Origin of the sequence: Bacillus sp. bc15, assembly GCF_900142585.1 — a bacterium.
GTDB classification, from domain to species: domain Bacteria; phylum Bacillota; class Bacilli; order Bacillales; family Bacillaceae_G; genus Bacillus_A; species Bacillus_A cereus.
Window position 1 is genome coordinate 1,226,211 of record NZ_FRBJ01000001.1, and the last position, 26,458, is coordinate 1,252,668.

The following is a 26,458-nucleotide window of genomic DNA, read 5'->3' on the forward strand; positions in this document are numbered from 1 at the left end:
ATCCTATTTTTCAAAACTGCAATTGATATAAAATCTTGCATACTTTTGAATAAACTTTTTTACACTTGTAAAAAAGTTTTTTTGCATTTCCCTACCTATAATTGCTAATATAGTAGAGTAGAACTTTTATAGAGAGAAGGAAAATTATGCACAATGGAATTCGAATGACAACTTTAGTAAAAAGGGCTATGTTAGTTTGTGCGGGGGTATTATTCACATACGAAGCGGCTTTGGGATCAATACATACTGCTCTAGCTAGTACAGAGGATGAAGCAAAATCTGTTCAACTTGTAAGTGAGATTCAAACATCTCTTGCTCCGAAAGAAGCTCCTAAACATTATAACGGGCAAGTTAGAAAAGTCGCTTATTTAACATTTGATGATGGTCCTGGAAAATACACAGCTGAGCTTTTAGATATGTTAAAGAAAGAAAATGCAAAAGCAACATTCTTCCTAATTGGTTCAAACGTAAAAGCTTTCCCTGATCTTGTAAAACGCGAAGATGCTGAAGGCCACTACGTTGGGATGCACAGTATGACTCATAACTACAAGAAACTTTACACAGAAGGTCATTACGTAGATGAAATGAAGGAAGACCAAGGCTTAATCGCTGGTGTTTTAGGTAAATCACCAGTATTAACTCGTCCATCTTACGGCTCTATGCCAGGATTAAACGAAGCTCTTCGCAACAAAGTTGTAGAAAATGGCTTAAAAGTTTGGGATTGGACAATTGATTCTTTAGACTGGAAATACAACAAAATGCAAGTTGATGCTGCATCTGCTAAAATTGTAGAGAACGTGTTACATGGTGCTACAAATCCAACAGAAGTTATCCTTATGCATGATATTCATCCACAATCAGTAAAAGCAGTACCTGGAATTATTAAAGGACTGAAAGAAAAAGGATATGAATTAGAAGCATATAATGAGAACGAACATTTCCCATTAAACTTCTGGCATGATAATCGTATGTAATGAAAAGACTTGATTCCCTTTAGCTGGGAATCAAGTCTTTTTGTCGTTTTTGGAATTACTCCTCGTATATTCGACTCAAATTCCCCCTTCTCTAATATCAATAAAAATTCAAAATCACATGTTATACTAAAATTTAGTTTAAATAAGTAGGTGCCATATGATCGTATATACAGTACAAACTGAAGAAGCTTGGAAACAATTTAAGAAACTTGGTTATTTAGAAAGTAATAAAGAATTCATCGATCCAGACGATTTATATTCATATGACTGGATGGTGCGCGTTGCTAAAACAAGATTGCTTCATTACGAAGGTAACTATCCTATTTGGGTCTGGGAAGCAAATAATTACCCAAATCGAAATCATAAAGCTTGGGGTAGAACAAATTCAAAAATGGTAATTTTAACACTAGATGTACCGAAAGAATGGGTACTATGGAGCTATTTTGACTATTGGTGCTGCGCTATGACTGATGGATCAATATATTTACATACAAAAAATAAGTGTACTTTAGATGAATGGTATACATATATGGATAAAAAATACGAGATAATATTTGATTTCGATTATTTATTATCTCATCCTGATTGGTGTCTAGGTAAAGAGGATTCGTTAGAAAAACAAGGTGTTATCGGCAACATCCCCCTTTCCTTCGTAAAAAAAGTAAGGCGTTTTCGCGCTAAGGAAGATACATCTATTAATGAAATCAGAAGTGATAACTGGGATAGTAGAAAAGAAAACCGTATTAAAAAGATGAATCGAAAATTAAGAAAAAGAATCGAAAAACAAAAAAGATTGCAAAAGCGACTTATACGAAATTAAAACAGATTTATCAAAATATAGTAAGAAATTATGGATTGAATATAAAATTTCAACCCTTTTTATATTATCAACACTTTAGCACATATTAACCATAAGGAGTGATATGTATATGGAGTTTCTCTCATCTGAATATTTGTCTGCCTTGCTTGCCATCATTGTAATCGATTTAGTGTTAGCCGGAGATAATGCCATCGTAATTGGATTAGCAGCAAGAAGATTACCGAAAGACCAACAAAAAAAAGTTATTATATGGGGTACTGTCGGGGCAATCGCTATTAGAGCCCTCGCTACCTTAGTTGTCGTTTGGTTATTAAAAATACCTGGTTTACTCCTAATTGGCGGTATACTTCTTATATGGATCGCTTACAAGTTGATTGCTGAGGGCAAAAATCATGATATTAAAGCCGAAGAAGGATTTTGGTCTGCTATTAAAACCATTATTATCGCTGATGCGTTAATGGGCATTGATAATGTACTCGCTGTTGCAGGAGCTGCCCATGGTAACTTTTCTTTAGTAATCATTGGTCTATTAGTTTCTATTCCTGTAGTCGTATGGGGCAGTACATTGATTTTAAAATGGGTGGATCGTTTTCCTGTCATCATTACGATTGGAGCAGCCGTTTTAGCTTATACTGCTGCAAAAATGATTGTAGATGAGAAATGGTTTGCTGGATTTTTCGAAAGTAACCCTTTCATTAAATGGGCATTTATCATTATTATCATCGTCGGTGTAGTTTTCTTCGGAAAGGCAAAACAAAAAGCAACAGCTAGTTCTGTCTAATAATGATGGTATATTTACAAATAAAAAGCGCTATTCATATGAATAACGCTTTTTATTATTTATTTAGCTTCCCCTTCCGGAGTCGTTTTTACCTTCGTTTTGTTTTTATCACGATTGTTATAGTTATACTTCGAACGATCTACTGGAGTGAATCCTTCCGGTGTGTAGAATCGTAATAAGTCACCATTTACGACTTGGTCAGAGTATTTTAGTGAGTTTTGAACCATTTGTTCATTTTTCTTTATTTCATCTGTAAATTCTACAGGTTTTCCAGTTGTTGTATCATAGTATTTGCCGTTCAGTGCAGTAACAGTTGGGCTTACATAGTTACCGTTACGGAACGCAACGACTTGTTTATGCTCTGGTGATAATAAATCTGAACCGAATTGAACATAGTTTTTCGTATCTGTACCTAGTAAGTGTAATAACGTAGGAAGAACGTCAATTTCACCGCCATATTGATGTTGTACGCCACCTTTCACTCCTGGTACACGAACGATTAAAGGCACACGTTGTAACTGTGCATTTTCAAATGAGTTCATTTCTTTACCCATTACTTTTGACATTGCTGCGTTATGATTATCTGAAATACCGTAATGGTCTCCGTACATAACGATAATTGAGTTATCATATAAACCAGATTGTTTCAAGTAATCGATGAAACCTTTTACAGATTCATCTAAATAGCGTGCTGTTTGGAAGTACGTATCTACTGATGAATCGCCTGTTGTCGCTGGTTCAATCGTTGCTTCTGCCTTATCGATTGGATAAGGGAAATGGTTCGATAACGTAATAAACTTCGTATAGAACGGTTGTTTCAACGTTTGTAATAACGGAATAGATTCATTAAAGAACGGTTTATCTTTTAATCCGTAGTTTACTACATCTTTTTCATTCATATCATAGTATGACGCATCAAAGAATTTATTAAAACCAAATGATTTATAAATATCGTCACGGTTCCAGAATGTTTTGTAGTTACCGTGGAATACTGCTGATGTGTATCCTTGTTGTCCTAAAATAGCTGGTGCTGATTGATACGTATTATGAGATTTCGTTGTAAAGACAGAACCTTGCGGTAAACCAAACATTGAATTCTCTAACATAAACTCCGCATCAGATGTTTTCCCTTGTCCTGTTTGATGGAAGAAGTTATCAAAGTATAGTGTATTCGCATCTTTTGTAAATGAGTTTAAGAACGGTGTAACTTCTTGACCATTTAATTTGTAATCGATTAAGAAGTTTTGGAATGACTCTAAATGAATATAAATTACGTTCATTCCCTTTCCTTTACCGAAATACTCAGGATTTGGACTTGCATAAGTTGATGTTAAATAATTTCTTACTTCTGTCATATTATCCCCATCAGCTAATGCTCGTTCTGTTGATGCTTTCGCACTTTGAATACCATCGTAAATTGTATAGTTGTATGCCCCTAAATATTTCACAATATAATTTCTATCGAATGTTCTTGTTAATAATTCAGGACGGTCGGATTCTGCAAGACCTAAGTTAACACTGAATAATAAAATACCTGCTACAAATACTAGAGATAATTTATGCTTCGCAACACGAATTGGTTTTGGATTTACGAATTTTGTTGCGACTAACACAATTAATATAATCGTGTCTAAGAAGTATAGTGGATCATAAAGATGTAGCAACGCAAGAATACTACCACCTAAATCTCCAAAGTTATTCGTTTGTGTTAATGTCGGGAACGTAATAAAGTCACTGAAAAAGCGATAGTAAACTACGTTTGCGTATAAAAGAATCGACAATAACAAGTTGATAACGATTAACCAAATATAAGATCGTTTCCCTTTTGCAAATAATGCAAGTCCTAAAAATAGAACTGCTGAACTAAGCGGGTTGAAAAACAGCAAGAATTTTTGGATTGTGTTTGAAATTCCTAAATTAAATTCCGTTACATAGGCTGCATACGTTTTGAGCCACAATAAAATAACGGCAAACAGAAAGAATCCAAAATGATTGCTTAACACACTTTTGCTCTTTAATAAGAACTGTTTCATTTCTCCACCTCTTTTAATCATCCAAGGCTTATTTTTTATAAGTCTGTCTCTCTATTCAAATTTTCTTCTTCAAATAGATTATCTTTATTTAACTATATGAAGAATATTAGTAATTATAATTTGAAGCTAGTATTTATTCAACTATTTCTTTTTAAACATTTTGACCTTGGTTTCTATTTAACAAAATAAATTTGTAACATTTCCTGTTTTCTCCCAAGATTCATCCACTAATTATGACATCCCATACTATATACCTTTATAAACTCATTCGCAAACTATTCTATCTCCAATTTTGGTACATATTTCACATGATAAAATAATGTTATTTAATTATATTGCTCACCTTACATTCCCCTGCTTCAACTAAATCTTAAAGTCATTACATCTCTTCCGTACATGAAAAATCCTCATGTTCATTAATATTATATTTGAATAATTATTCATTTGCCCCACCAGTGGTGTTATGTTTTCTCGACAAAAAAACTCGCTCTAAAAAGAGCGAGTTTTTTCATGATATATTATTGACCTTTGTACATTGCATCTACTTGTTTTTGAAGCTCTTCATTTTCTAAGTACTCATCGTAAGTTGCCTCTTTATCGATTACACCGTTTGGTGTTACTTCGATAATGCGGTTTGCAATTGTTTGTACGAACTGATGGTCATGAGATGTGAATAACATTGTACCTTTGAAAGCAATTAAACCGTTGTTTAATGCAGTGATAGACTCAAGGTCTAAGTGGTTCGTTGGATCGTCAAGTGTGATTACGTTCGCACCACTTAACATCATTTTAGATAACATACAACGAACTTTTTCGCCTCCAGATAATACAGAAACGTTCTTCTTAACTTCTTCACCTGAGAATAACATACGGCCTAAGAAACCACGTAAGAAGCTTTCTGACTCATCTTGTGGAGAGAATTGGCGTAACCAATCAACTAAGTTATAGTCACTGTTCTCAAAGTATTTAGAGTTATCTCTTGGGAAGTAAGATTGAGATGTTGTAACACCCCATTTGAATGAACCGCTATCTGGCTCCATTTCACCCATAAGGATTTTAAATAATGTTGTCATCGCGATATCGTTACGACCGATAAATGCAACTTTATCACCTTTATTTAAAGTGAAGTACACATTATCTAACACTTTTTCGCCATCAATTGTTTTAGAAAGGCCTTCAACAGTTAATAAGTCATTTCCTATTTCACGCTCAGGTGTGAAGCCAACGAATGGGTAACGACGTGATGATGGTCTAATATCATCTAATGTAATTTTATCTAATAATTTTTTACGAGAAGTTGCTTGTTTCGCTTTAGATGCGTTTGAGCTAAAGCGTGCAATGAAGTTTTGTAACTCTTTTACTTTCTCTTCTTTTTTCTTATTAGCATCTTGTGTTAATTTTAAAGCTAATTGGCTTGACTCATACCAGAAGTCATAGTTACCAACATAAAGTTGAATTTTACCGAAATCAAGATCAGCCATGTGCGTACATACTTTATTTAAGAAGTGACGGTCATGGGATACAACGATTACTGTATTTTCAAAGTTCATTAAGAAGTTTTCTAACCATTGAATCGCTTTTAAGTCCAAGTGGTTGGTAGGCTCATCTAGTAATAGAATATCAGGTTTACCGAATAATGCTTGAGCAAGTAATACTTTTACTTTCTCTGCACCAGTCAATTCTGATAATTTTTTGTCATGAAGATCTTCACCAATACCAAGACCTTTTAGAAGGATTGCAGCTTCTGACTCAGCTTCCCAACCGTTAAGCTCAGCGAACTCACCTTCAAGTTCTGCAGCACGCATTCCATCTTCATCACTAAAGTCTTCTTTCATGTAAATAGCATTTTTCTCTTGCATTACTTTGTAAAGTTGCGTGTGACCCATAATTACTGTTTCTAATACTGGGAACTCTTCATATTCGAAGTGGTTCTGTTTTAATACTGCTAGACGCTCACCTGGCGTAATATGTATATCACCTGTTGATGGTTCAATTTCTCCAGATAAAATCTTTAGAAATGTTGATTTACCAGCACCGTTTGCTCCGATTAAACCGTAGCAGTTACCTGGCGTGAATTTTATGTTAACATCTTCAAATAATTTGCGATCCGCGAAACGCAAACTAACGTTACTTACTGTAATCATTTGTGTCCTCCTACTAATACCGCTTATTTCAGCGTTTTCTCACCGATTGTCTTAAAAAATCGCATATTACGACTCAATTATTGTAGACTATAGCTATTATATAGTAGAAGCTGGATGAATAGCAACGGTTGATTACTATTCATCCCTTTTCTATCTTGAATAAAATGTACGTTTTTAACGAAATAATATTATATAGAAGCATCTTTCATAATGAACAGAGATATGAAAGATGAAAAATTCGCAAAATATAAAGATGTGATGGACAAATTTATTAAATAAGAAGAATCCCCTTTTAAAAGGGGATTCTTTTACTTTCTTTTACTTAATTTTTTCGTATAATTCTTCATTTTATTCGTTAACCCTATTAACGCAGGTATCAATATTGGCATCACAATAATAGCTAATAATAACAGTGCAACACCAACAACAGATGCTACTTGTATAAGCGTCAATACACCTGAAGGGATTAATGCAGCAAATGTACCACCTAAAATAAGTGCCGCTGATAATACGACTCCTCCTATGTGACGAGATGCATTTACAATTTTCGTTGCTGGGTCCCCCTCTAGCTCATTGTATCTCATCATTACGAAAATGCTATAATCCACACCTAAAGCGACTATCATTATAAAACTAAAGAATGGTACATTCCAGCTCAATGACTCTACGTTTAGTATGTGTGTACTAATTTGTTCACTTATACCAAGTGATGCAAAATAAGCTAATATTAAAGATCCAATAATGAAGATTGTATTTAAAAATGACCGTGTAATAACGAGTAATACAACCGCAATTCCAATTAACATAATTGTAGCTGTACGTAAGAAATCTTGGCCCGTTACTTCTTTTAAATCAACGTTTCTTGCTGTTGTACCGCCGATCGCTTTTTTTGTTGATTTTAATTCTGTACCATTTAATGTACCGTCTATCGTTTTATTAATTTCTTCAATGATTGGCATCGCTTCTTTTGAATACGGATTTACGTCTAAAATGATTGTCATTTTAGCAGTCTTTCTATCATGTGACATGTACGTATTCAATGCTTTTTGGAAATCTTCTCCCTCTAAAACTTCTTTTGGAATATAAAATTTCTCAGAGCTTTTTGATTCATTCAATTCTCCTAAATATTTCTGAGCATCCCCTAGTCCGTTACTTACCTTTTCGAGCCCTTCTGTACTTTTAGATAATCCTGATTGTAATTGCCCCATCTGTTCTTGCAAGTCTTTCAGCCCGGTTAATAACTGGCCTTGCCCATCATTTATTTTTGTTAATCCGGTTTGTAACTCAGATGACTTGTTCGCAATTTGTTTAGAACCTGAAGCACCTTCATCTAATCCATTTTTAAGATCAGCTGCTCCTTTTTGTAATTTAGTAACTCCATTGTTCATTTCTTTTAAACCGTTATCCACTTTCAATAACGATTGATTCGCTTCTTTAAATGAGCCCATCGCCGCTTTATGATGCGTTGCTAATTGATTTAATTCATTTGAAAGCACACCTAATTGCTTCTGAGCCTCTTTAGCAATTCCTATCGTTTGTAGTATGTTCGGATCATTTGCTAATTCTGGTTTCGTTTGAATAAAATTGGTCATTAACACTTCAATTTGTTCATAACCTTTTTTCGCACCATCAATTGCTTGAGAAATACTTCCGAAGTATTGATCGTAAGAGCTTAAACCTTTTTCTAACTGTGCATAACCAGCATGAAGTTGTGAAGTTGCATTAGATAAAACATTTATATTTTCATTTACTGAAGTTAATCCACCCTCAATTTGTTGCGCACCTTGTGCTCCGTCATTTATACCACTTGATAGTTGATGTAAAGCTGTTCCTAATGCCGTTACACCGTTTTTCGCTTCGTTTGTTCCATCAATTAACTTTTGAACGTTTGCAAGACTATTTGAGTCTTTACTACCCATTTTATCTTTCGCAGCAGTTAACCCATCATTAATGTCCTTTATACCACCATTGGCATCTCCTAACCCCGTATTTAGTTCTCCAGCTTGTTTATTTATATATAGTTCTTTTATCCTTTCCCCAGTTGGACGCGTCGGTGAATATACTTCTGACACACCTTTCACTTTCAAAATCTTATCAGTTAGTTCATCTAAAGTTTGAAGAGAACTCGCCTCGTCTAACTTGTTATCCGATTGAATGACTAACGTACTTGGTGAAGAAAAACCAGGTGGAAAATGTTCTTCTATTACGTTAATCCCCTTTTTCGATTCATATTTATTATCTACTTCAAATAAATCATTGTAATTTAGTGTGTTAGAATATTTCATTAGGAAAGGAATCGATATCACAAATACAATGATTAAAGCTGCGAATGGTCTTACTACTGAGTTTTTCGCAAGAAATCCCCATAAACGACTATCCTCATGACCTTTAAATGTTTTTACTGGATAAAACATTCCTTTTCCTAAAAGCACCATAAAAAATGGATTTAACGTAGTTAATACGAGTAATAATACTGCGACACCAATTGCTACGGCTGAAGTAGACTGATATAATTTAAAACTCGCTAAAGCAAGAGATGCAAAACCAATTAGTACTGCTATCCCACTATATAAAACGGTTTTCCCTGCCGATTTAAACGTTTCTTTCGTAGCTAAAAATGCATTTTCTTGTTTACTTAATTCTTCCTTAAACCTTGTATATAATAAAATGTTATAGTCTGTTCCAACCCCAAACAGGACAACAACTACAAACACTTGTGTAAAGTTAGAAAACGGAAAATTAAATTGATCTACTAGATGGGCAATAATCCCCATTGAAACTAAATATGATACACCCACTGTAAGCAGAGAAACGATTGGAACAATTGGTGAACGAAATACAATGATTAATACAACTAAAATGAAAATGATAGAAATAACTTCTGTCTTTTTCACTCCCTCTTGAGAGGATGTAAGAAAATCACCCGCTATTAAATCACTTCCTGTTAAGTACGTTTTAACTCCCTTCGGTTTAATTTTATTATGAAGCCCATTCGCAATTTTTGATATTTCACCATGTTTTTTATCTACAGAAATTTGCGTTAAAATGGTCGTATTGTCTTTAGATATCAATTGTTTTTCCAAGTCTTTATTATCTAAATGTGAAACAACTTCCTTAATTCCTAATTGCTCTTTTTCATTTTGTAAAGCGTTGATTGTTTTTATTATTTCATCTTTTTGCTCAGTTGTTAAAGCTGCTTTACTTCCACTATTAAAAACAGCTATAACATCATATTTTTCTGTCCCGTCTTTATCCATCTCTCTTATCATTTTGTCAGCGATACTACTTTGCTCTGTATTCGGAATCGTAATATGCCCTTTTTCTTTCACTAATTTATCCATATTAGGCATCGTTACGATCATTGTAATAGTAATAACTATCCATAATAGAAAAGATAAACTTCTCCAATTTTTTAGCTTACTCATTTTAATCATCTCCCGTTTTGAAAGTATAATGTTAGTTCCGGAATGAATATTCATTCCTATTATTTTGAAACTATTTTTAGGAATGAACGTTCATTCCTATCATTCTATTGATTTATTCTATAGACCCTATTAAACTAATCTTTTCCGGAATGAATGTTCATTCCTTTGGTTGCACAAATACCCTCTCCTACTTTCATTTTTTAAATCTATTTAGGAATGAATATTCATTCCTGTCCTTATAAAGCTATAGAATCAAATGATTCTAATAGCATTCCAAGAGCTTTCTTCCAATTCTTTTACTAACTCTTTCGAGTATTCTAATTGCCCTGTTGCAATTACTTTCGTTAATGCTTCTAGCGGCTGATATACAATAATAATTAAAGCAACTGGAGGCAATGGACGAAGAAAACCTTTTGCGATTCCATCTTCAATAATATTCATAAAGAAGCCTATAAAATCGTCAAATATTTTCTTACTTTGTTCATCAAGAAAATAACTGTCACAGTGAGAATTTGTAAATAAAAAAGCGTCCACATTGTTTCTCGCAAATTCAAATAAACGGTTGTACGTATGACTAAACTGTTCACGAATATTTGCTTCAACAGGAAAATCTGTTTTTATCATTTCAGAAAGCTCTAACATACTTTTTGAAAATAATGAGTTAACTAGTGCCTCTTTATTTTCAAAATAGCGATAAATAGTACCCGCACCGACTTTTGCCTTTTCAGCGATCATTGGAATTGTCGTACCATCGTAACCACGCTCTGCAAAAAGTTGCATCGCAGCATCAAAAATATCCTCTTGTTTGTTTTTAGCCATTTTTTCCACCTCTATTTTTAGGAATGAAAATTCATTCCGTTTTTAATTATAAATTACAAGGACTAAAAGTCAAGTGCGTAACTACGTATAGTTGCAATTTTAATCCCTTGTTTGTGAATCAATTTATATCAGCGGTTTTTAGAATACATCGACTTACCGACAAAAACGAGAACCAAAGAGAAAACCGTCCCAAATTTTGTTTGGGACAGCCCCATTTCCTATTTAAAGCTTAAAAGAAATCATAAATAAAAGCTTTACGTACTGGAACTATATTCTCAAATGCTTGTATTTCCTCTTCGCTTCCGCTAATGAATTCTAGTTCATTAAGTTCTAACGGACGCTTGTAGCCAAACATTATTGTAGATAATGCGTTAATATCCAGCTTAATTCCTTTATTTATTGTTTCCTCTTTCATAATTGTTATTTCATGATTCGCAAGCCTCACTGATACGTTGTTCCACGGAGCAAATGCGTCTGTAATGTGTAGAATCACTTCTTGCTGTACATTGTTCCAGCTCAACTCATATTGTTTTAAGAACTGCTCTACATCTACAATTCTTCCCATAAAATATGGTTTTATTTCTGTCTTCACGCGTGGCTCTTGCAATGAATATAGCAACGGTTCGTTTTCACTTACTGTCATTTCAAGTTCTTTAATCATAGAATCATGCTGGCAAATAAAGTTCCACAGACCATTTCGTGCTTCATTATGCAGTGGTACAAATTCTTCTACTGTCATTTTATAGTTTTCTATTTTGTATAACATGTAACCGGCTGCCTTTTTATTTTCATCATAGTAAATCGCTAATGTTAAATCATCATAAACCGCTTGAAACCACCAGTTCTTCTCTCGAACTAACATACCTGAAAAACGTTCTGCAAATGCTTCATAGAGCTTCTCGACTTCTTCTGGATGATTTTCTTTATTGAAACGTTTCACAGTGCCATTTACTTGTTTTTTCATCACTAAATCGCTCTTAGTCATATGACATGTGACTAAATTCGCACAAAGTTCCCAGCCGTATTTACGGTAAAATGAAACCGCAAATGGATGTAACATAGAGACTGTATAGCCATCTTTTTTCATCGTTTGAAGTGAATATTGAAGTAGCTCTTTTACATACCCACTTCTTCTATACTCAGGATACGTCGCTACCCCTGCAACGCCACCCATTTTAAATTTTTCTTTACCTATGTAAATATGAAACGGAATAAGATGTAGTTTTGCTGCTAAGTCTTCCCCTTCCATAATGCCGTATATTTCATGACTTTCCTTCATCTTTGTAAGTTGCTGCTGTAATCGTTCCTCATCTACTTTATATTGAAAAGCGTATTCTGATAAACATAATGCTTCTCTGAACTTATCTTCTTTTAATTGTATGACATTCATATAATTCTCCTCCATTCCCTGTTTGAATTGTATCACAATTCTTTCTATTGTAGTTCGGTAAGTGAAATTAGAAAGACGTTTTAACAAAAAAAGCAGATACATCACGTATCTGCTTTCCATCCTTATTATTTAGCTAACTTTTGAAGTTCATCAAAGAATGTAGGATATGATACACCTACTGCTTCTGCATCTTCAATAATTGTTTTTCCTTCTGCCAGGCAGCCAGCAATCGCAAGCATCATTCCGATGCGATGATCACCATAACTATTTACTGTATTGCCTTTTAGAGCTGATTTTCCGTAAATGATCATGCCGTCATCAGTTGCTTCTATGCGAGCTCCTAGTTTCGTTAACTCAGCAACGACTGTATCAATACGATTTGTTTCTTTTACTTTTAATTCGTGTGCATCTTTAATTACTGTAATTCCTTCCGCTTGCGTTGCCGCTAATGCGATTACAGGAATCTCATCGATTAATCTAGGGATAATATCTCCGCCAATTTCAATTCCTTTTAATGAAGATGTTTCAATTGTAATATTTGCAGCTGGTTCTGATGCCCCTTCGTTAATTAGATCTACAGTGAACGTAGCACCCATTTTCTCTAAAACATCAATAATACCTGTACGAGTTGGATTCATTCCTACATTTTGTAATACTAGTTTACTATTTGGGATGATTGCACCTGCTACTAAGAAAAATGCTGCTGATGATACGTCACCTGGCACTTGAATGTCTGTTGCTGTTAATTTTTGTCCACCTGACAGCTTCACTGTTTTCCCTTCGCGAGTTACTTTAACACCAAATGCTTCAAGCATTCTTTCCGTATGGTCGCGTGAAATATGTGGTTCTGTAACAGCTGTTACACCTTCTGCACGAAGACCTGCAAGTAAAATAGCTGACTTTACTTGTGCACTTGCAACAGGAGAAATATATTCAATTGCTTTTAAATCTCCGCCACGTATTGTTAGCGGTGTAAATGTTCCTTCTTCTCTGCCGTCAATGTTTGCACCCATTTGTTTTAATGGGTTTGTTACACGCTTCATCGGTCTTTTTGCGATAGACTCATCACCTTGTACGCAAGAGAAAAATGGTGTGTTAGCTAATATACCTGACATTAATCGAATTGTTGTACCAGAATTACCAACATCTAATACAGCTTTCGGTTCTTGTAAACCTTCTAATCCTTTACCAACTACAATAACTTCATCACCGTTTTGCGTAATTTCTACTCCCATTTCTTTAAAACATGAAATAGTACTTAAACAGTCTGCACCGGGCAAGAAACCTTTAATTGTTGTTTTCCCTTCTGCAATCGAACCGAACATAACAGCACGGTGTGAAATGGATTTATCACCTGGGATTGTAATATTGCCATTCAATCCGTTATTAACAGGTTGTATTGTTCTTTCTTTCACGTTTTTCACCTTCTCATTTAAATTGTTTCATAAGTTTGGTATTCTTCTTCTCCAAGCGCTAGCTTTGCTTTCATACGATCTTCTTCCCTTTGGAAACTAATACGTAATACCCCAAGCAGTCCTTCACGCGCTTCTAATATTTGCAAGTTCGTAATACTAATTTCCTCGCGCGCTAAAATACTCGTAATATGAGCCAATGCCCCCACCTTATCTAATACATCAACGTATAAGTCGTGATAGGCAGGAATTGCACCACTCTTTCTTACTGGTAAAGAATCACGGTATTCTTTCGCATCTGCAAAATAGTTTTGAATCTCGCCTGCATCTCCGGTAGAAACTGTCTTATATAAACCTTCCATTTCAGAGATCCACTCTTTTAATAATACCATTAAATGCTCTCGATTTTGCTTTACAATATCACTCCACATTTTAGGACTACTAGATGCGATACGTGTAATGTCTTTGAAACCTCCAGCAGCGAGTTGATGAATGAGCGGATTATCTCCTGCATGTTTCTCAACTTGCTTTACTAAACCTGCTGCGATAAGATGCGGGAAATGACTAACAATCCCTGTTACATAATCATGTTCTTCTGTATTTAAAACAAGAAAATGAGATCCTGTTCCTTTTAACCATACTTTAAGGTCTTCCACTTGTTCATTTGGTATATGATTCATCGGTGTTAAAATGTAAAATGCATTTTCAAATAAATGCGCCTTTGCGCTTTCAACTCCCGTTTTATGAGAACCCGCCATCGGATGTCCCCCAATGAAAGAAACTTCCTTTGAAAATAAAGCTTCCGCTTCGTTCATAATAGACCCTTTTGTACTACCAACATCAGTCACTATAACATCTTCTCGTAAACGGAATGACGCAAGTTTGTGTAATAGCTTCTTCGTTTCTTCAACTGGAGAAGCAAAAATAATTAAATGTGCCTCTTCACATGCATGCTGTAAATCAACTGCTACTTCATCTACTACGTGTAATTCTTTTGCACGCTCTACTTGCTCTTTAAATATATCGTAACCTGTTATCGTTACATCGTGCTCTTTCTTAATCGCTAATGCGAGAGAGCCTCCGATTAAACCAGTTCCAATTAAAACTACCTTTTTACGCATTTGCCTCATCTCGAGACTTTCTTTTTTTATTTTCAAAGTGTTGTTTTAACACTGAAATCACTCCTTCATTTTGCTCCCTTGTTCCGACTGTAATACGGACACCATTCGGGAACGGACGAATAATAAATCCTGCATGTGCACAAGCTTCATAAATCTCTCCTGCATTCTCAACTGGCAAGAAGATGAAATTTGTTTGTGATGGATAAAATGGAATTTCATTTTCCTTACAAAAGCTTTCGTATTGTTGTAATCCCTCTGTATTCACACGAACTATTTCCTCAATAAACTCATCGTCACCAAAAGCAATCGTCGCTGCTTTTTGCGCTAATGAAGATACGTTAAATGGCAAACGTACGACATTTAATTTCTCAATTAGCTCTTCCTGTCCGATCGCATATCCAACGCGGAAAGAAGCTAATCCGTATGCTTTAGAAAACGTTCTAAGTACAAGAATGTTTTTATGTTTTTCTAAAAGCGGTAATGTCTCAGGGAAATCTTTTGCTGTTACGTATTCATAGTACGCTTCATCAATGACAATTAACGTATTTTCACTAATGCCTTCAATAAATTGAGTTAATTTTTGCTCATTCACATATGTGCCCGTCGGGTTGTTCGGATTACAAATCCATACGATTTTCGTATTATTATTTACCGCTGACGAAATTTCGTCTAAATCGTATACACCGTTATTTAAAGGAATTTCTTTCACTTCACTGCCTTCAATAATTGCATGATGACGGTACTGCGGGAATGTTGCACCAGCCGTTACGATATTATCTCCTGCTTTAAGTACTGCACGGCTTATCATTTGAATGACTTCATCTAAACCACTACCACAAAGTACTTGTTCCATTTGCACATGCAACTTATCCGCGATTGTTTGACGGAGCGTCGTAGCACCTCCGTCAGGATATAAAGCATGTTCCAACCAAGATTTTTGCAACTCTTCTAAAACTCTCAGTGAACAACCGAATGGATTTTCATTCGATGCTAATTTCACAAACGAATGATCTCCGTACACTTCTTTCATTTGTTCTGGTGATTTACCTGGTTTATATGGTTGTAATGATGATAGTTGATCTTTTACTTGCACGTTAAACCCACCTTTTTATTAAAATTCTTTTGCGTAGTTATTGTGTTGCATAATGTTTTGTTTTAATAATTCCATACGATCTTTTCCGAATTGTTCGACTAGTGCATCTGCAAGTTCCCATGCTACAACAGATTCAGCTACTACACCCGCCGCTGGTACTGCGCAACTATCAGATCTTTCAATACTCGCTTGGAATGCTTCCTTCGTATCAATATCAACGCTTGCTAACGGTTTGTATAATGTAGGAATTGGCTTCATAACGCCTCTTACGACAATTGGCATACCTGTTGTCATACCGCCTTCTAAACCGCCGGCATTATTCGTTTTTCTCGTGTATCCTTTTTCTTCATCCCACAGAATTTCATCATGCACTTTACTTCCTGGTTGTCTTGCCGCTTCAAAACCTACGCCAATTTCAGCACCTTTAAATGCATTTATACTCATAATTGCACCAGCAAGTTTTGCATCTAATTTACGATCGTAATGAACGTAACTACCAACGCCAATTGGCATACCTTCTGCAATAACTTCCACAATACCACCGATTGAATCTCCGCTACTTTTTGCGTTGTCAATCGCATCCATCATTTCTTGCTCTACTTCTTTATCTAAACATCGAACTGGTGAGTTTTCAGTTATCGTTTGAATTTCTTCAATCGGTAAGTTTGAAATATGTTTTGCTTTTACTCCACCAATTTCAAGAACATGTCCTGCAATTTTTACGCCTAATTCGCTTAAAATTTGTTTTGCAACTGCACCAGCAGCTACACGAACTGTCGTTTCTCTTGCAGATGAGCGCTCTAATACGTTTCTTATATCACGATGACCATATTTAATTGCTCCATTTAAATCCGCATGTCCTGGACGTGGTTTTGTAATTGTACGTTTCATGTCTTTACTTTCTTTTTCAGAAATTGGCTCAGCACCCATTACTTTCGTCCAATGTTTGAAATCATCATTTTTTACGATTAACGTAATCGGTGATCCAAGTGTCATCCCGTGACGAACACCACTTACAATTTCAACTGTATCTGTTTCAATTTGCATGCGTCTTCCGCGTCCATGACCTTTTTGTCTTCTTAATAATTCTTTATTAATATGTTCCGCCGTAAGTGTCAAACCTGCTGGTACACCTTCTAAAATAACTGTTAACTGCGGTCCATGTGATTCTCCAGCTGTAATGTATCTCATTTCTCTTGCCCCTTTACTATTTTTTTGTACAAAAAAGTCCCTACTGAGCGCTCAGTAGGGACGATGTTTATCGCGGTACCACCCTAGTTGTAGACAACTGTCGTCTACCTCTCTTCTTCTTTAACGATCGTTTGACCGTCTTCCCCTCCATAAGTTGTCGAGAAAGATGCTCCAAGGCTGTAATTCATGCTTACCTTTGTACTGATTCACACCAGCCATCAGCTCTCTTTAACAGTGAGATAAGCACTACTGTTTCCTCTTCAACGCATATATGATATGGAATTAAGATAATTTATTTTTGAAACCTTTTAACTCATCCATGAATCTATGGAATTCTGGAATGTCCATTTGTTGTGCAGAATCTGACAATGCAACTGCTGGATCTGGATGAACTTCAGCCATTACTGCATCTGCGCCAATTGCAAGTGCCGCTTTCGCTGTTGGTAATAATAAATCTCTGCGTCCAGTTGAATGTGTTACATCAACGATAACTGGTAAATGTGTTTCTTTCTTTAAAATTGGTACTGCAGAAATGTCTAATGTGTTACGTGTTGCTCTTTCGTATGTGCGGATACCGCGCTCACAAAGAATAATTTGATCGTTACCTTGCGCAATGATGTATTCCGCTGCGTTAATGAACTCATCAATTGTTGCTGCTAATCCACGTTTTAATAATACTGGTTTGTTAACTTTACCTACAGCTCGTAATAAATCGAAGTTTTGCATGTTACGTGCGCCAACTTGAATTACATCAACGTAGTCTAATGCCATTTCAACATCGTTCGGATTTAAAATTTCACTAATAATTGCTAAGTCGAACTCGTCTGCTACTTGACGTAAAATTTGAAGTCCTTCTACTCCTAAACCTTGGAAATCGTATGGAGATGTTCTCGGTTTGAATGCACCACCGCGCATTAATTTTAAGCCTTGGTCTTTCATCGCTTGCCCTACTTGACGAACTTGCTCTAAGCTTTCTACTGCACAAGGTCCCATGATGAACGTTTGTGTTCCGTTTCCAATCAATTCACCTTTTACATCAACGATTGTATTTTCTTGTTTCTTTTTACGTGATACTAGTAACGCTTTACGGTTATCATCTTCTTGTAACTCTAAGCTTGCTTTGAAAATCGTTTTGAAAATATGTTGAACTGTTGATGTTTCGAATGGTCCTTCGTTATGCTCTGCAATCATATCAAGTACTTCACGCTCACGTACTGGATCAAAGCGTTTCGTGCCTTGTACTTGCTTTTGCTCTCCAATTTTTTGAACAATTTCACCACGTTTGTTTAAAAGGTGTAATAGTTGTAAGTTAATTTCATCTACCTGTTTACGTAATTGATCTAATTCATGATTTGCCATTTGGAAATCCTCCTCTAATGTTTTAAAAGTATAGTAAGAGAATAAAAAATTCTCTATTTTCTGAACTGACTAATTATACAAATTTATAGTGGAATCGATACCTCTTCTTATTTTAAACTAATAATTTGTACAAAGACATGAACTACTAGTTAAAAACCCACTTTTTTGTACAAAAAAGCCCTACTGATTCAATCAGTAGGGACGATATTTATCGCGGTACCACCCTAGTTGTAGACTTCTTTCGTCTACCTCTCTTCATTGTTAACGATCATCTGACCGTCTTTCCCTTCATAAAGACAATACTATCTTTACTACGAAAAAGATGCTCCAGGACTGTAATTCGCTCTTGTTTTTGTACTGGTTCGCACCAACCACCAGCTCTCTGTTACAGGGAAACAACAACTACTGCTTTTCCTTTCAATGCATGACTATTTTATTTTCAAGTTGGACCACTAAAATACAAAAAGTCCCTACTGAATAAATCAGTAGGGACGATATTTATCGCGGTACCACCCTAGTTGTAGACTAACTTTCCGTCTACCTCTCTTCACTGTTAACGATCAATTGACCGCTTTTTCCTCATAAAGACAAACTATCTTTATTACGAAAAAGATGCTCCAAGACTGTAATTCATGATTATCCCTGTACTGGTTCACACCAACCACCAGCTCTCTGTTACAGTAAGACTAACCACTACTGTGATCTCTTCATTGCACTTTGTTTATTCAAATGTTTTTGAAATTGAATAAGTATGATTCGTATTATAGAACGCTTTTCAAAACACTGTCAACAACTTTTTATATATTTTTTAATTTTCCACTTTCGTCCTATAGTTCTTCTTGTAAATCACCCATTACAATTCCTATGCGAATTATTTCGTTTTCCAGTAAATGTAAAACATATTCCTCTACTTCATACTGAACTAATAATTCTTTTATTTGTATGATTTCTTTTTCAAATAAAACGGCTTCTTGACATGTTTGTAGTAAAATAAAAAACACATTTGCAAACATTTCTTTATGCGCTTTCATACTTTCTTTTTTATGAAGCATTTCAATCAATAACTGCTTCATTTCCTCACCTGTACATTTACCATTTACACTTGAAAATGCACGAGACATAATATATAATCCTTTTTCTAATATTTCATCCATGTATAAAATAATACGTAAAAGCATTACATATTCTCTCGCTGTTATCTCACCCATTTTTGGTCGTTCTCGCAAAAATACACTGAGCCAAGCTGTCCAAAATTTTTGTTGTTCTTTTACACTTAATGTTTTGACGTAATAGCATAAAAACTGCATAAATTTAATTTTATTTTCTTCATTTTCTAGTATGAGTAAAGGGTATAACCAATCTGTTTTTTGCTCCCAATATAGTACACATTTAATAAATACAAAGCTAAGCCACTTCAAGAAAGCTTCCCTCGTATGCGGATGTAATACTTCCAAATGTTCTATCGCATACTTAATAAAACGCTTCATTTCTGTAAATAAAGGTAAATTTATTTGCGTGTAACATAAACCAGCCCATGCATATTCCGTAATTTCATTTTGTTTTTTTAAATCTAAGTATGGTAACAAATATTTTCGGCACCATTGCTTTTCAATATGATATAGAAATGTAATATCTGCTATTAAACGAGCAAACATAAAGTTTGTTCGTACTGAATTAACTCTTACTTGTTCTTCAAATAAAAATAAATATTCATATACATTACGATCGTATAAATGATCATATGATAACAACTTTAATAATACAGCCGTCATTTTTCCAACAGGATGCTGAATTGATTCATTGTAAAAATCTTGTTTTCCAAGCTTAAAATCCGTATCACTCTTCATAACTTGAGGAAACACTGAAAAAGCAAAGCGTTTTACAACACGTATACTATTCTCTTCTAACTCTTCTAGTCGATTACTAATTTCATATAGAAAACTACTAATTAACCAATGAAAAGCAGTATTTCTAACAAATTTCTGCAATAACGGAATAATTTTTTGGATTTGATCATTTGTCAATCCTCTGTTATTTCTCCATTCTCTAATACAAACAAACCATACTTCATTACTTATTTCTTGCACTCCTACTAATTGATATGCGAATGAAATACTCCACTCTGTATTCAATTTACATGCTTTTGATAACATCTCTAAAAAATGGCGTTGTTCAAAAACACCATCTTGCGAAAATTGCCGAACTTGCTTCATAATTTCAACATCTTTCAGCTGCAATAATCCGTCAGCTGTTACATTACAAGTAATACTTTGCGCTGCATCCTCTTTCTTTTGTACACTGTATCGTTCAGAATGAAAATGAGGATGCTTTTGCTTCATTAACTCATACCCATTTGCCGTAGATGGGCTATTTGAATCACACTTGAATAATAAGTCTAATACGAGACATGCATCAAATACCCTCTCTTCTGTAAGACGCTTTATTACAGTTCGAGTGACTTCTTCTTTTGTTTTTTCTAAACAATGTGAATAATGACTTTTTAAAAGTTGGAAAACTTCATGTTTATAAGTGAAATCTAAAAGAAGTCCTTCCTGTAACAACCATTTCATTTTGTCATCTACACGAACAAAAATATTTTTATTCATCGCATCAATTGCAATTCGCTTTTGAAGTACACTATTTGCTTCTATCATTTCTGTAATATAATAATCCGCTTTTTTCTCATTGTTTTCACATAAATAAGTTAGACACTCTTTTACAATTTGTATTAAAAATGCAAGATCATTTTGATGAAATTCTTTTTCTACATCTTCTTTATTTCTTTTTTTCAGTGCCGTTTGTCTTAACGACAACATTCTCAATTTTTCTAATCCAATCATCATAATTGGAACAGCATAATAGGCGATATATGGCCTCATCTTTTCATTCCAAATTTGCTCCACATGAGAAAATGTTGATACTGGTAAGCGACTCGATTCCTCGAGTTCTATTGCTTCTTGCGTATCATTTCCCCATTTTCTTACACGTTTCAACTTCAGCTTTCCGTCTAAAATAAAAGTTAGTAACAATAACGCAATTTCCTTATGCTCAGGAAAAGAACATTTTTGCAGTAACTTAGAAATCTTTTCTATAGAGCTACTATCTTTTTCAGCAGTTTCTAATAAAAGGAGTGTCCACCTGGCAAACAACAATGGGTCCATCTTACTCTTCGTTTCATTTAAGTAGTTACAAATTGTTTTCCACAATAACGGTGATATTTTAGAATAGTTTTTATAAATTAATTGAAATAATTCTATCTGATGACTAAAAAGAAATTGTTCCACTAACCATTCTGCAAGTAATTCATCTACTTCATTATAGTTTGGCGTAAGCATAAACAAATTTTGTAATTTACCTTCTGCTTCTAACCATTCGACCCATTCATAATCGTGAGCAAATTCCACAAAGTAACGAACTGTTTCAATTTTTTTAATTGATTGCTTTATGTATGATAATTGTTCCTGTTCTACTGACGGGGGAACCGTTACAATATCCCGAATACGCATTCTTTTCGTAATATAATTATCACCCATTAATTCCGCCCAGCGTTTTACCGCTTTTACGAGAGATTGATGATTATTCACTTTATTCGGATACACAATCGGTCTTATCCCTAAATGTTCCCAGTGGTACGTATTTTCTCCTTGTGCGACAAAAGCAAATCGTCTTGTACTTGGTGGTAAACCAGTTGCTAAATATTTCATTACTGGGTCATTATGACTATATCCAACGAATAAAACGGTGTAATTTGAGAATAGATCGACTAAAAATCTTCTCGCCCAACCTTCTGTTAAATAAGCCCTTCCAAAATCACCGTCTGTTAAAATTAAAGCCTCTTTCTCCTGTTCTACATTACCATGTATATAAGCAAGACCTTTAAAAGCTCTCCCAGTCGGTAAAGCTGGAGCGTAATAAACATTGATATCTCTATTTATTTCTTTAATTGCAGTTGTAAAATGTTGATCAAAATTTGTTGTTACAATGCGGATATCTGTATCTAAAGGAAATAACCTTGGAATTGCATAATGCAATGGATTCGGTTTTGATTTCTCTATATGAACAAGATCTCTTGCGACTTGATGTACATCTTTTGTTTTCGCAATTTTACCAAGATAATAATCATGTGGTTCTGTTATTTCACGCTTTTCGACATATAACGTTTTTGCAATTTCATCAACTAAATCATCAAAATTCGGTAAGTTTGATTTCCCTTTCATGGAAACTCCCGCTCCAACAAATAACACTAATTTTCCTTGCTCAATGTGATCAATTAACTCATCTGGAATTTCTACTTCTGAAGTAATCCACATCCTGGATTCCCCCTTACCTAAAAATGTCATACACTCTCATTTTACTATAACATTTTTTCATTATTTTTATAATATTTAGACTAAATTCCAAACATGAAAAAGTTTTATGTAAATAAATCCGTTACAATGTATGAACTACAGAATTTATTGAAAAACTATGTATAAATCGGAGGTGTAAATTTTGAATGATTTCACAGTAGTGCTTATCAAGTTTATATCGTGCATTATCGCATTTAGCATTGGGCTTGCTTTATTTTTCCCTGCAACGTTTGTTCAAATTATTTCATTCAGTCTCTTTGTTACAATCGTATCCTACATGTTCGTTGATAAAATTATTTTAAATCGAATTGGCAATACTGGTGCCATTATGTCGGATTTCTTATTAACATATTTAAGCGTATGGATTTTCGGTAATATTTTATTAGACAACTATATGCAAATTGCATGGGGGAGTATCCTTTCTGCCATCGTCTTCACTTTATCTGAAGTAATCGTTCATCGCTTCTCTAACTCTCATACAAGGCACAACAATGATAACATTCGTATTAATCGCCGCTTTGCATATGGTACGGAGTTTGCTGAAGAACAAAATATATTGGATAAAGACAAGAAGAAGTAACATTTTAATGCAGGAGCGCCCTTTTTAATTATGTGGTGCTCCTTTATTGTATATTTTTATTATGGTACGTGAAATTATATAAACGATTATTTCAAAATATCGACTTACCAACAATATTTGACGCTATTTTTCTAATAAAAAAACTGCCTCTTATTTAGAGGCAGCCACTTTCAAGTCTTTTAATGCAACAACATCCGCAAACGCTCCCAATACTGCGTTATGATGTTTCACAATATCTTCAGCACGTAACACTTCTGCATCAAATGTACTATGCGCATCACTAACTAACGTTACTTTATATCCTTCACTACATGCTCTGCGCGTTGTCGTATCTACACAATACTCTGTTTGCATTCCCGAAAGAATAACGTGTTCAATTCCTTTCTCTTGTAACACTTCGCTTAAGTTTGTCTTATGGAATGAATCTGGCGTCGTCTTTTCAACAATATCATCCCCTTCTTGCGGAGCGATGGTCGGATGGATTCGCCATCCATCCGTACCTTTTTCTAACGGATTGTCTTTAGGACCATTATGTTGGACATAAATAACTGGAATATCATTTGAACGACATTCCCCAATAAGCTCTTGCAATGTTTGTAAAAATTTTTCCCCATTATGTACTGGCATTCCAGCTGTATACATACCCGCTTGTACATCAATTACGATTAATGCTTTTTTCATTTTCCACAGCTACCTTCGTTTATATAAGCCATTTCATATTCATTATAATTGTTTATATTCCATCATCCAACAATCTTCTAGTTTCCCCTCATGCAGCTCATGTTCCTTTAAAATCTTTACTTTTTTAAATCCGCATTTTTCATAACACTTTATCGCTCGTTCATTATTTACTTTCGGATCCATTGCGATTGCTTCTGCTCCCATTTCACCCATAATGTATGTAATTGCTGCCTGAACGAGTTTTTGTCCAATTCCTTTTCCCCAATAGGCTGGTTCACCGATAAATTGATCCATTCCCCATACATTTTGTGATTCTTTATAGCCATATATCGCTTTCCACTCTGAATCAACTGGGTACATTTGTATGTAACCAATCGGAACGGTATCAAATTCTATTAAACATCTTTTTTCATTATTGTTTGGATTATGTATAAAATGATCAAGCACCTTTTCTACAGATTGCGGATTATCTCGTCCTTCGTAATACTGCAGGACTTCTGGGTCCGTTAACCATTTAGAAATAATAGATACATCATCTTCCATTACGTATCTAATCAATAACCCTTCTTTTTGAAATAGCATATTATACCTCTATTATTCTTTTATATTTTTTCTTGATATTATATCTTTCATTGCACCTACTAATGCATATGGTAGTAATGTAATCGCAAAAAATGCTGTAAATACGTTAAATTGCGGGATTGTATAGAGTGTGAACCATTCAGTGAAAAATTGAGAATTTAATATTCTATTAAAAAACTCTCCGCCTGGCCTAAAGTTTGGTGCCCACGCAGTTATTTCACACAAAATAAACAGTAACTGAACAATAAAAAATGCCCCTAGATAACGAAACCAAGTCCGTTTCCATATAGGTTGTGCATTTTTTAATATATCCCCCATCTAATCCCCTCCTTAAATATCCATCATATTAATTATACACTTTCCTCACTTTATTTGTTAAAATTTTCTATATAATTAATACCGTTGGGGGAATACATTATGTCTAAACCTATACTTACATCCACTTTAATCATTCTTAGAGGAAACTCCGCAAGTGGTAAAACAACGATTGCAAAGCAACTACAAGAACATTTCGGACAAGGTACACTTTTAGTATCACAGGATGTTGTGCGTAGAGATATGCTTAGAGTACACGACACAATGGGTAATTTATCACATGATTTACTATTTGAAATTACAAAGTACGGAAAAGGAAAATGTGAATTTGTTATTTTAGAAGGTATATTGGACAGTCGTAGGTATGGTGAGATGTTAAAAGAATTAATTCGTTATTTTGATGAAAATGCATTTACATATTATTTTGATTTATCATTAGAGGAAACTATTAGACGACATAACACAAGAGACAAACGATATGAATTTGGTGAAGATTCCCTACAAAAATGGTATAATCCGCACGATACAATTGAGGTTGCCAGAGAAACTATTTTTACAGATAACTTTACGCAAAAAGATATATTTGATGTGATTCTTAATGATGTTGCGATACAAAAACAAGACTAACATAATATGTTAGTCTTGTTATGTACTTTGTGTTTCCGTTTTTATAATTGAACAATCTTGACATAAATAAAAATAAATATTCATTTCCCCAAACTGGAAATCAACTACTGAAATAAGTCCGCGTTCCTCGATATCTTGTGTAATTGTAGCAACATACTATTCTTCTCTACTTCTCAATAACCTTCTGTTCTACTTCCTTACCTCATTCTTAATAGTTTTTCTAAACATGAGACAATTTTTATGTTTTATTACAGGTTTATTAATAAGTCATTTAAAAATCCTATTATACTTCCACTAAAAAAATAAAAGCCAGCCTCAATAAAGAGAACTGACTTCTATTTGGATCATTATAGTTACTATAAAATTTTTACTTTAACAGTTTTTCTTCCCCAATTCATAGCTTTACTTTTTGACCCCATTAATACATCAATACGATTACCTTTAATTGCGCTTCCGGTATCACCAGCGATAGCTTCTCCATAACCTTCTACCCATACTTTAGATCCTAATGGGATTACTTTCGGGTCAACTGCGATAATTCTCATATTCGGATTTGCCGTTAAATCATGCCCCATCGCAGTTAAAACGCGTCCACCATATGTACCATTTTCACTTGGATCAGCAGTATACGCTGTCGCTACTACCGTTAATTCACGTTTAGCAGACTGTATGTTGTTTTTTGATACTTCTTTCGCTCTCTCTTCTTCTTTTGCCTTTGCTATTTCTCTTGCTCTCTCTTCTTCTTTTGCTTTTGCTATTTCT

The 26,458-nt window shown here is 34.6% G+C and carries 20 protein-coding genes and 3 other annotated features; of the genes, 5 read left to right on the forward strand and 15 right to left on the reverse strand.

Annotated elements, in window-relative coordinates; genetic code table 11:
• The first annotated feature begins 146 nt into the window (after positions 1–146).
• The 3 genes from BUA87_RS06235 to BUA87_RS06245 all read left to right on the forward strand — a co-directional run bounded on the left by BUA87_RS06235 (position 147) and on the right by BUA87_RS06245 (position 2,575).
• Positions 147–974: a peptidoglycan-N-acetylglucosamine deacetylase gene (locus BUA87_RS06235; RefSeq protein ID WP_000551446.1), complete on the forward strand. Its 828-nt coding sequence runs from the start codon at positions 147–149 to the stop codon at positions 972–974.
• Between the two features lie 157 nt (positions 975–1,131).
• Positions 1,132–1,794: a DUF3841 domain-containing protein gene (locus tag BUA87_RS06240; protein WP_016512662.1), complete on the forward strand. Its 663-nt coding sequence runs from the start codon at positions 1,132–1,134 to the stop codon at positions 1,792–1,794.
• A gap of 109 nt (positions 1,795–1,903) precedes the next feature.
• On the forward strand, positions 1,904–2,575 hold the full coding sequence (locus tag BUA87_RS06245) for a TerC family protein (RefSeq protein WP_000395169.1): 672 nt from the start codon (positions 1,904–1,906) through the stop codon (positions 2,573–2,575).
• 59 nt (positions 2,576–2,634) lie between these two features.
• Here BUA87_RS06245 and BUA87_RS06250 read toward each other — a convergent pair whose 3' ends face one another.
• The 11 genes from BUA87_RS06250 to BUA87_RS06300 form a co-directional block, all read right to left on the reverse strand.
• A complete protein-coding gene (locus tag BUA87_RS06250; RefSeq protein WP_000808777.1) occupies positions 2,635–4,608 on the reverse strand; it encodes a lipoteichoic acid synthase in 1,974 nt (657 codons plus the stop codon).
• A 518-nt stretch (positions 4,609–5,126) separates the two neighbouring features.
• Positions 5,127–6,752 (reverse strand): ABC-F family ATP-binding cassette domain-containing protein, encoded by a 1,626-nt coding sequence (locus BUA87_RS06255; protein ID WP_000633860.1) that lies wholly within the window; start codon positions 6,750–6,752, stop codon positions 5,127–5,129.
• A 308-nt stretch (positions 6,753–7,060) separates the two neighbouring features.
• Positions 7,061–10,177 carry an MMPL family transporter gene (locus BUA87_RS06260; RefSeq protein ID WP_000040248.1) on the reverse strand — a complete coding sequence of 1,039 codons (3,117 nt, stop codon included), beginning with the start codon at positions 10,175–10,177 and terminating at the stop codon, positions 7,061–7,063.
• Between the two features lie 252 nt (positions 10,178–10,429).
• Entirely contained in the window at positions 10,430–10,996 is a 567-nt protein-coding gene (locus BUA87_RS06265) for a TetR/AcrR family transcriptional regulator (RefSeq protein WP_001107300.1), read from the reverse strand.
• Positions 10,997–11,225: 229 nt separating this feature from the next.
• The gene (locus BUA87_RS06270) at positions 11,226–12,386 is read right to left on the reverse strand and encodes a GNAT family N-acetyltransferase (RefSeq protein WP_072938772.1); all 1,161 of its coding nucleotides are present in this window, start codon (positions 12,384–12,386) and stop codon (positions 11,226–11,228) included.
• A gap of 125 nt (positions 12,387–12,511) precedes the next feature.
• Positions 12,512–13,801 carry a 3-phosphoshikimate 1-carboxyvinyltransferase gene (gene aroA, locus BUA87_RS06275; RefSeq protein WP_000664625.1) on the reverse strand — a complete coding sequence of 430 codons (1,290 nt, stop codon included), beginning with the start codon at positions 13,799–13,801 and terminating at the stop codon, positions 12,512–12,514.
• 17 nt (positions 13,802–13,818) lie between these two features.
• Entirely contained in the window at positions 13,819–14,919 is a 1,101-nt protein-coding gene (gene tyrA, locus BUA87_RS06280; protein ID WP_001228133.1) for a prephenate dehydrogenase, read from the reverse strand.
• Positions 14,912–16,012 carry a histidinol-phosphate transaminase gene (gene hisC, locus BUA87_RS06285; protein ID WP_072938774.1) on the reverse strand — a complete coding sequence of 367 codons (1,101 nt, stop codon included), beginning with the start codon at positions 16,010–16,012 and terminating at the stop codon, positions 14,912–14,914. Before hisC ends, tyrA begins: the two co-directional genes overlap by 8 nt.
• A gap of 18 nt (positions 16,013–16,030) precedes the next feature.
• Positions 16,031–17,203 carry a chorismate synthase gene (gene aroC, locus BUA87_RS06290; RefSeq protein ID WP_001269431.1) on the reverse strand — a complete coding sequence of 391 codons (1,173 nt, stop codon included), beginning with the start codon at positions 17,201–17,203 and terminating at the stop codon, positions 16,031–16,033.
• 53 nt (positions 17,204–17,256) lie between these two features.
• Positions 17,257–17,476 (reverse strand) — a binding site (T-box leader).
• A gap of 9 nt (positions 17,477–17,485) precedes the next feature.
• Entirely contained in the window at positions 17,486–18,562 is a 1,077-nt protein-coding gene (locus BUA87_RS06295; RefSeq protein WP_001273575.1) for a bifunctional 3-deoxy-7-phosphoheptulonate synthase/chorismate mutase, read from the reverse strand.
• 194 nt (positions 18,563–18,756) lie between these two features.
• Positions 18,757–18,992 (reverse strand) — a binding site (T-box leader).
• Between the two features lie 54 nt (positions 18,993–19,046).
• Positions 19,047–19,282, reverse strand: a binding site (T-box leader).
• A 107-nt stretch (positions 19,283–19,389) separates the two neighbouring features.
• Positions 19,390–22,872 carry a DUF4020 domain-containing protein gene (locus BUA87_RS06300; protein WP_072938777.1) on the reverse strand — a complete coding sequence of 1,161 codons (3,483 nt, stop codon included), beginning with the start codon at positions 22,870–22,872 and terminating at the stop codon, positions 19,390–19,392.
• 181 nt (positions 22,873–23,053) lie between these two features.
• Between BUA87_RS06300 and BUA87_RS06305 the strand changes: the two genes are divergently transcribed.
• On the forward strand, positions 23,054–23,491 hold the full coding sequence (locus BUA87_RS06305; protein ID WP_000997702.1) for a YndM family protein: 438 nt from the start codon (positions 23,054–23,056) through the stop codon (positions 23,489–23,491).
• A gap of 150 nt (positions 23,492–23,641) precedes the next feature.
• Here the strand turns inward: BUA87_RS06305 and BUA87_RS06315 are convergent, their stop codons facing one another.
• From BUA87_RS06315 to BUA87_RS06325, 3 genes are read right to left on the reverse strand one after another with little or no spacing between them, the layout of a single operon-like run.
• Entirely contained in the window at positions 23,642–24,172 is a 531-nt protein-coding gene (locus BUA87_RS06315) for a cysteine hydrolase family protein (RefSeq protein WP_000709530.1), read from the reverse strand.
• 42 nt (positions 24,173–24,214) lie between these two features.
• Positions 24,215–24,754 carry a GNAT family N-acetyltransferase gene (locus BUA87_RS06320; RefSeq protein WP_000898782.1) on the reverse strand — a complete coding sequence of 180 codons (540 nt, stop codon included), beginning with the start codon at positions 24,752–24,754 and terminating at the stop codon, positions 24,215–24,217.
• A 12-nt stretch (positions 24,755–24,766) separates the two neighbouring features.
• The gene (locus BUA87_RS06325) at positions 24,767–25,072 is read right to left on the reverse strand and encodes a YfzA family protein (RefSeq protein ID WP_000502337.1); all 306 of its coding nucleotides are present in this window, start codon (positions 25,070–25,072) and stop codon (positions 24,767–24,769) included.
• Between the two features lie 99 nt (positions 25,073–25,171).
• Between BUA87_RS06325 and BUA87_RS06330 the strand changes: the two genes are divergently transcribed.
• The gene (locus BUA87_RS06330; RefSeq protein WP_000042587.1) at positions 25,172–25,696 is read left to right on the forward strand and encodes a kinase; all 525 of its coding nucleotides are present in this window, start codon (positions 25,172–25,174) and stop codon (positions 25,694–25,696) included.
• 356 nt (positions 25,697–26,052) lie between these two features.
• On the opposite strand, the gene BUA87_RS06335 is transcribed toward BUA87_RS06330, so the two are convergent.
• A partial coding sequence (locus tag BUA87_RS06335; RefSeq protein WP_178340543.1) for a 3D domain-containing protein occupies positions 26,053–26,458 on the reverse strand: 406 nt, incomplete at its 5' end.

Excerpts from the sequence above, each read along its gene's own strand:
- BUA87_RS06330 (WP_000042587.1), top strand. The coding sequence starts at position 25,172 with ATGTCTAAACCTATACTTACATCCACTTTAATCATTCTTAGAGGAAAC.
- BUA87_RS06255 (WP_000633860.1), bottom strand. The coding sequence starts at position 6,752 with ATGATTACAGTAAGTAACGTTAGTTTGCGTTTCGCGGATCGCAAATTA.
- BUA87_RS06265 (WP_001107300.1), bottom strand. The coding sequence starts at position 10,996 with ATGGCTAAAAACAAACAAGAGGATATTTTTGATGCTGCGATGCAACTT.
- BUA87_RS06240 (WP_016512662.1), top strand. The coding sequence starts at position 1,132 with ATGATCGTATATACAGTACAAACTGAAGAAGCTTGGAAACAATTTAAG.
- tyrA (WP_001228133.1), bottom strand. The coding sequence starts at position 14,919 with ATGCGTAAAAAGGTAGTTTTAATTGGAACTGGTTTAATCGGAGGCTCT.
- aroC (WP_001269431.1), bottom strand. The coding sequence starts at position 17,203 with ATGAGATACATTACAGCTGGAGAATCACATGGACCGCAGTTAACAGTT.
- BUA87_RS06245 (WP_000395169.1), top strand. The coding sequence starts at position 1,904 with ATGGAGTTTCTCTCATCTGAATATTTGTCTGCCTTGCTTGCCATCATT.
- BUA87_RS06315 (WP_000709530.1), bottom strand. The coding sequence starts at position 24,172 with ATGAAAAAAGCATTAATCGTAATTGATGTACAAGCGGGTATGTATACA.
- BUA87_RS06260 (WP_000040248.1), bottom strand. The coding sequence starts at position 10,177 with ATGAGTAAGCTAAAAAATTGGAGAAGTTTATCTTTTCTATTATGGATA.
- BUA87_RS06325 (WP_000502337.1), bottom strand. The coding sequence starts at position 25,072 with ATGGGGGATATATTAAAAAATGCACAACCTATATGGAAACGGACTTGG.
- BUA87_RS06295 (WP_001273575.1), bottom strand. The coding sequence starts at position 18,562 with ATGGCAAATCATGAATTAGATCAATTACGTAAACAGGTAGATGAAATT.
- BUA87_RS06320 (WP_000898782.1), bottom strand. The coding sequence starts at position 24,754 with ATGCTATTTCAAAAAGAAGGGTTATTGATTAGATACGTAATGGAAGAT.
- BUA87_RS06250 (WP_000808777.1), bottom strand. The coding sequence starts at position 4,608 with ATGAAACAGTTCTTATTAAAGAGCAAAAGTGTGTTAAGCAATCATTTT.
- BUA87_RS06300 (WP_072938777.1), bottom strand. The coding sequence starts at position 22,872 with ATGTGGATTACTTCAGAAGTAGAAATTCCAGATGAGTTAATTGATCAC.
- BUA87_RS06270 (WP_072938772.1), bottom strand. The coding sequence starts at position 12,386 with ATGAATGTCATACAATTAAAAGAAGATAAGTTCAGAGAAGCATTATGT.
- BUA87_RS06235 (WP_000551446.1), top strand. The coding sequence starts at position 147 with ATGCACAATGGAATTCGAATGACAACTTTAGTAAAAAGGGCTATGTTA.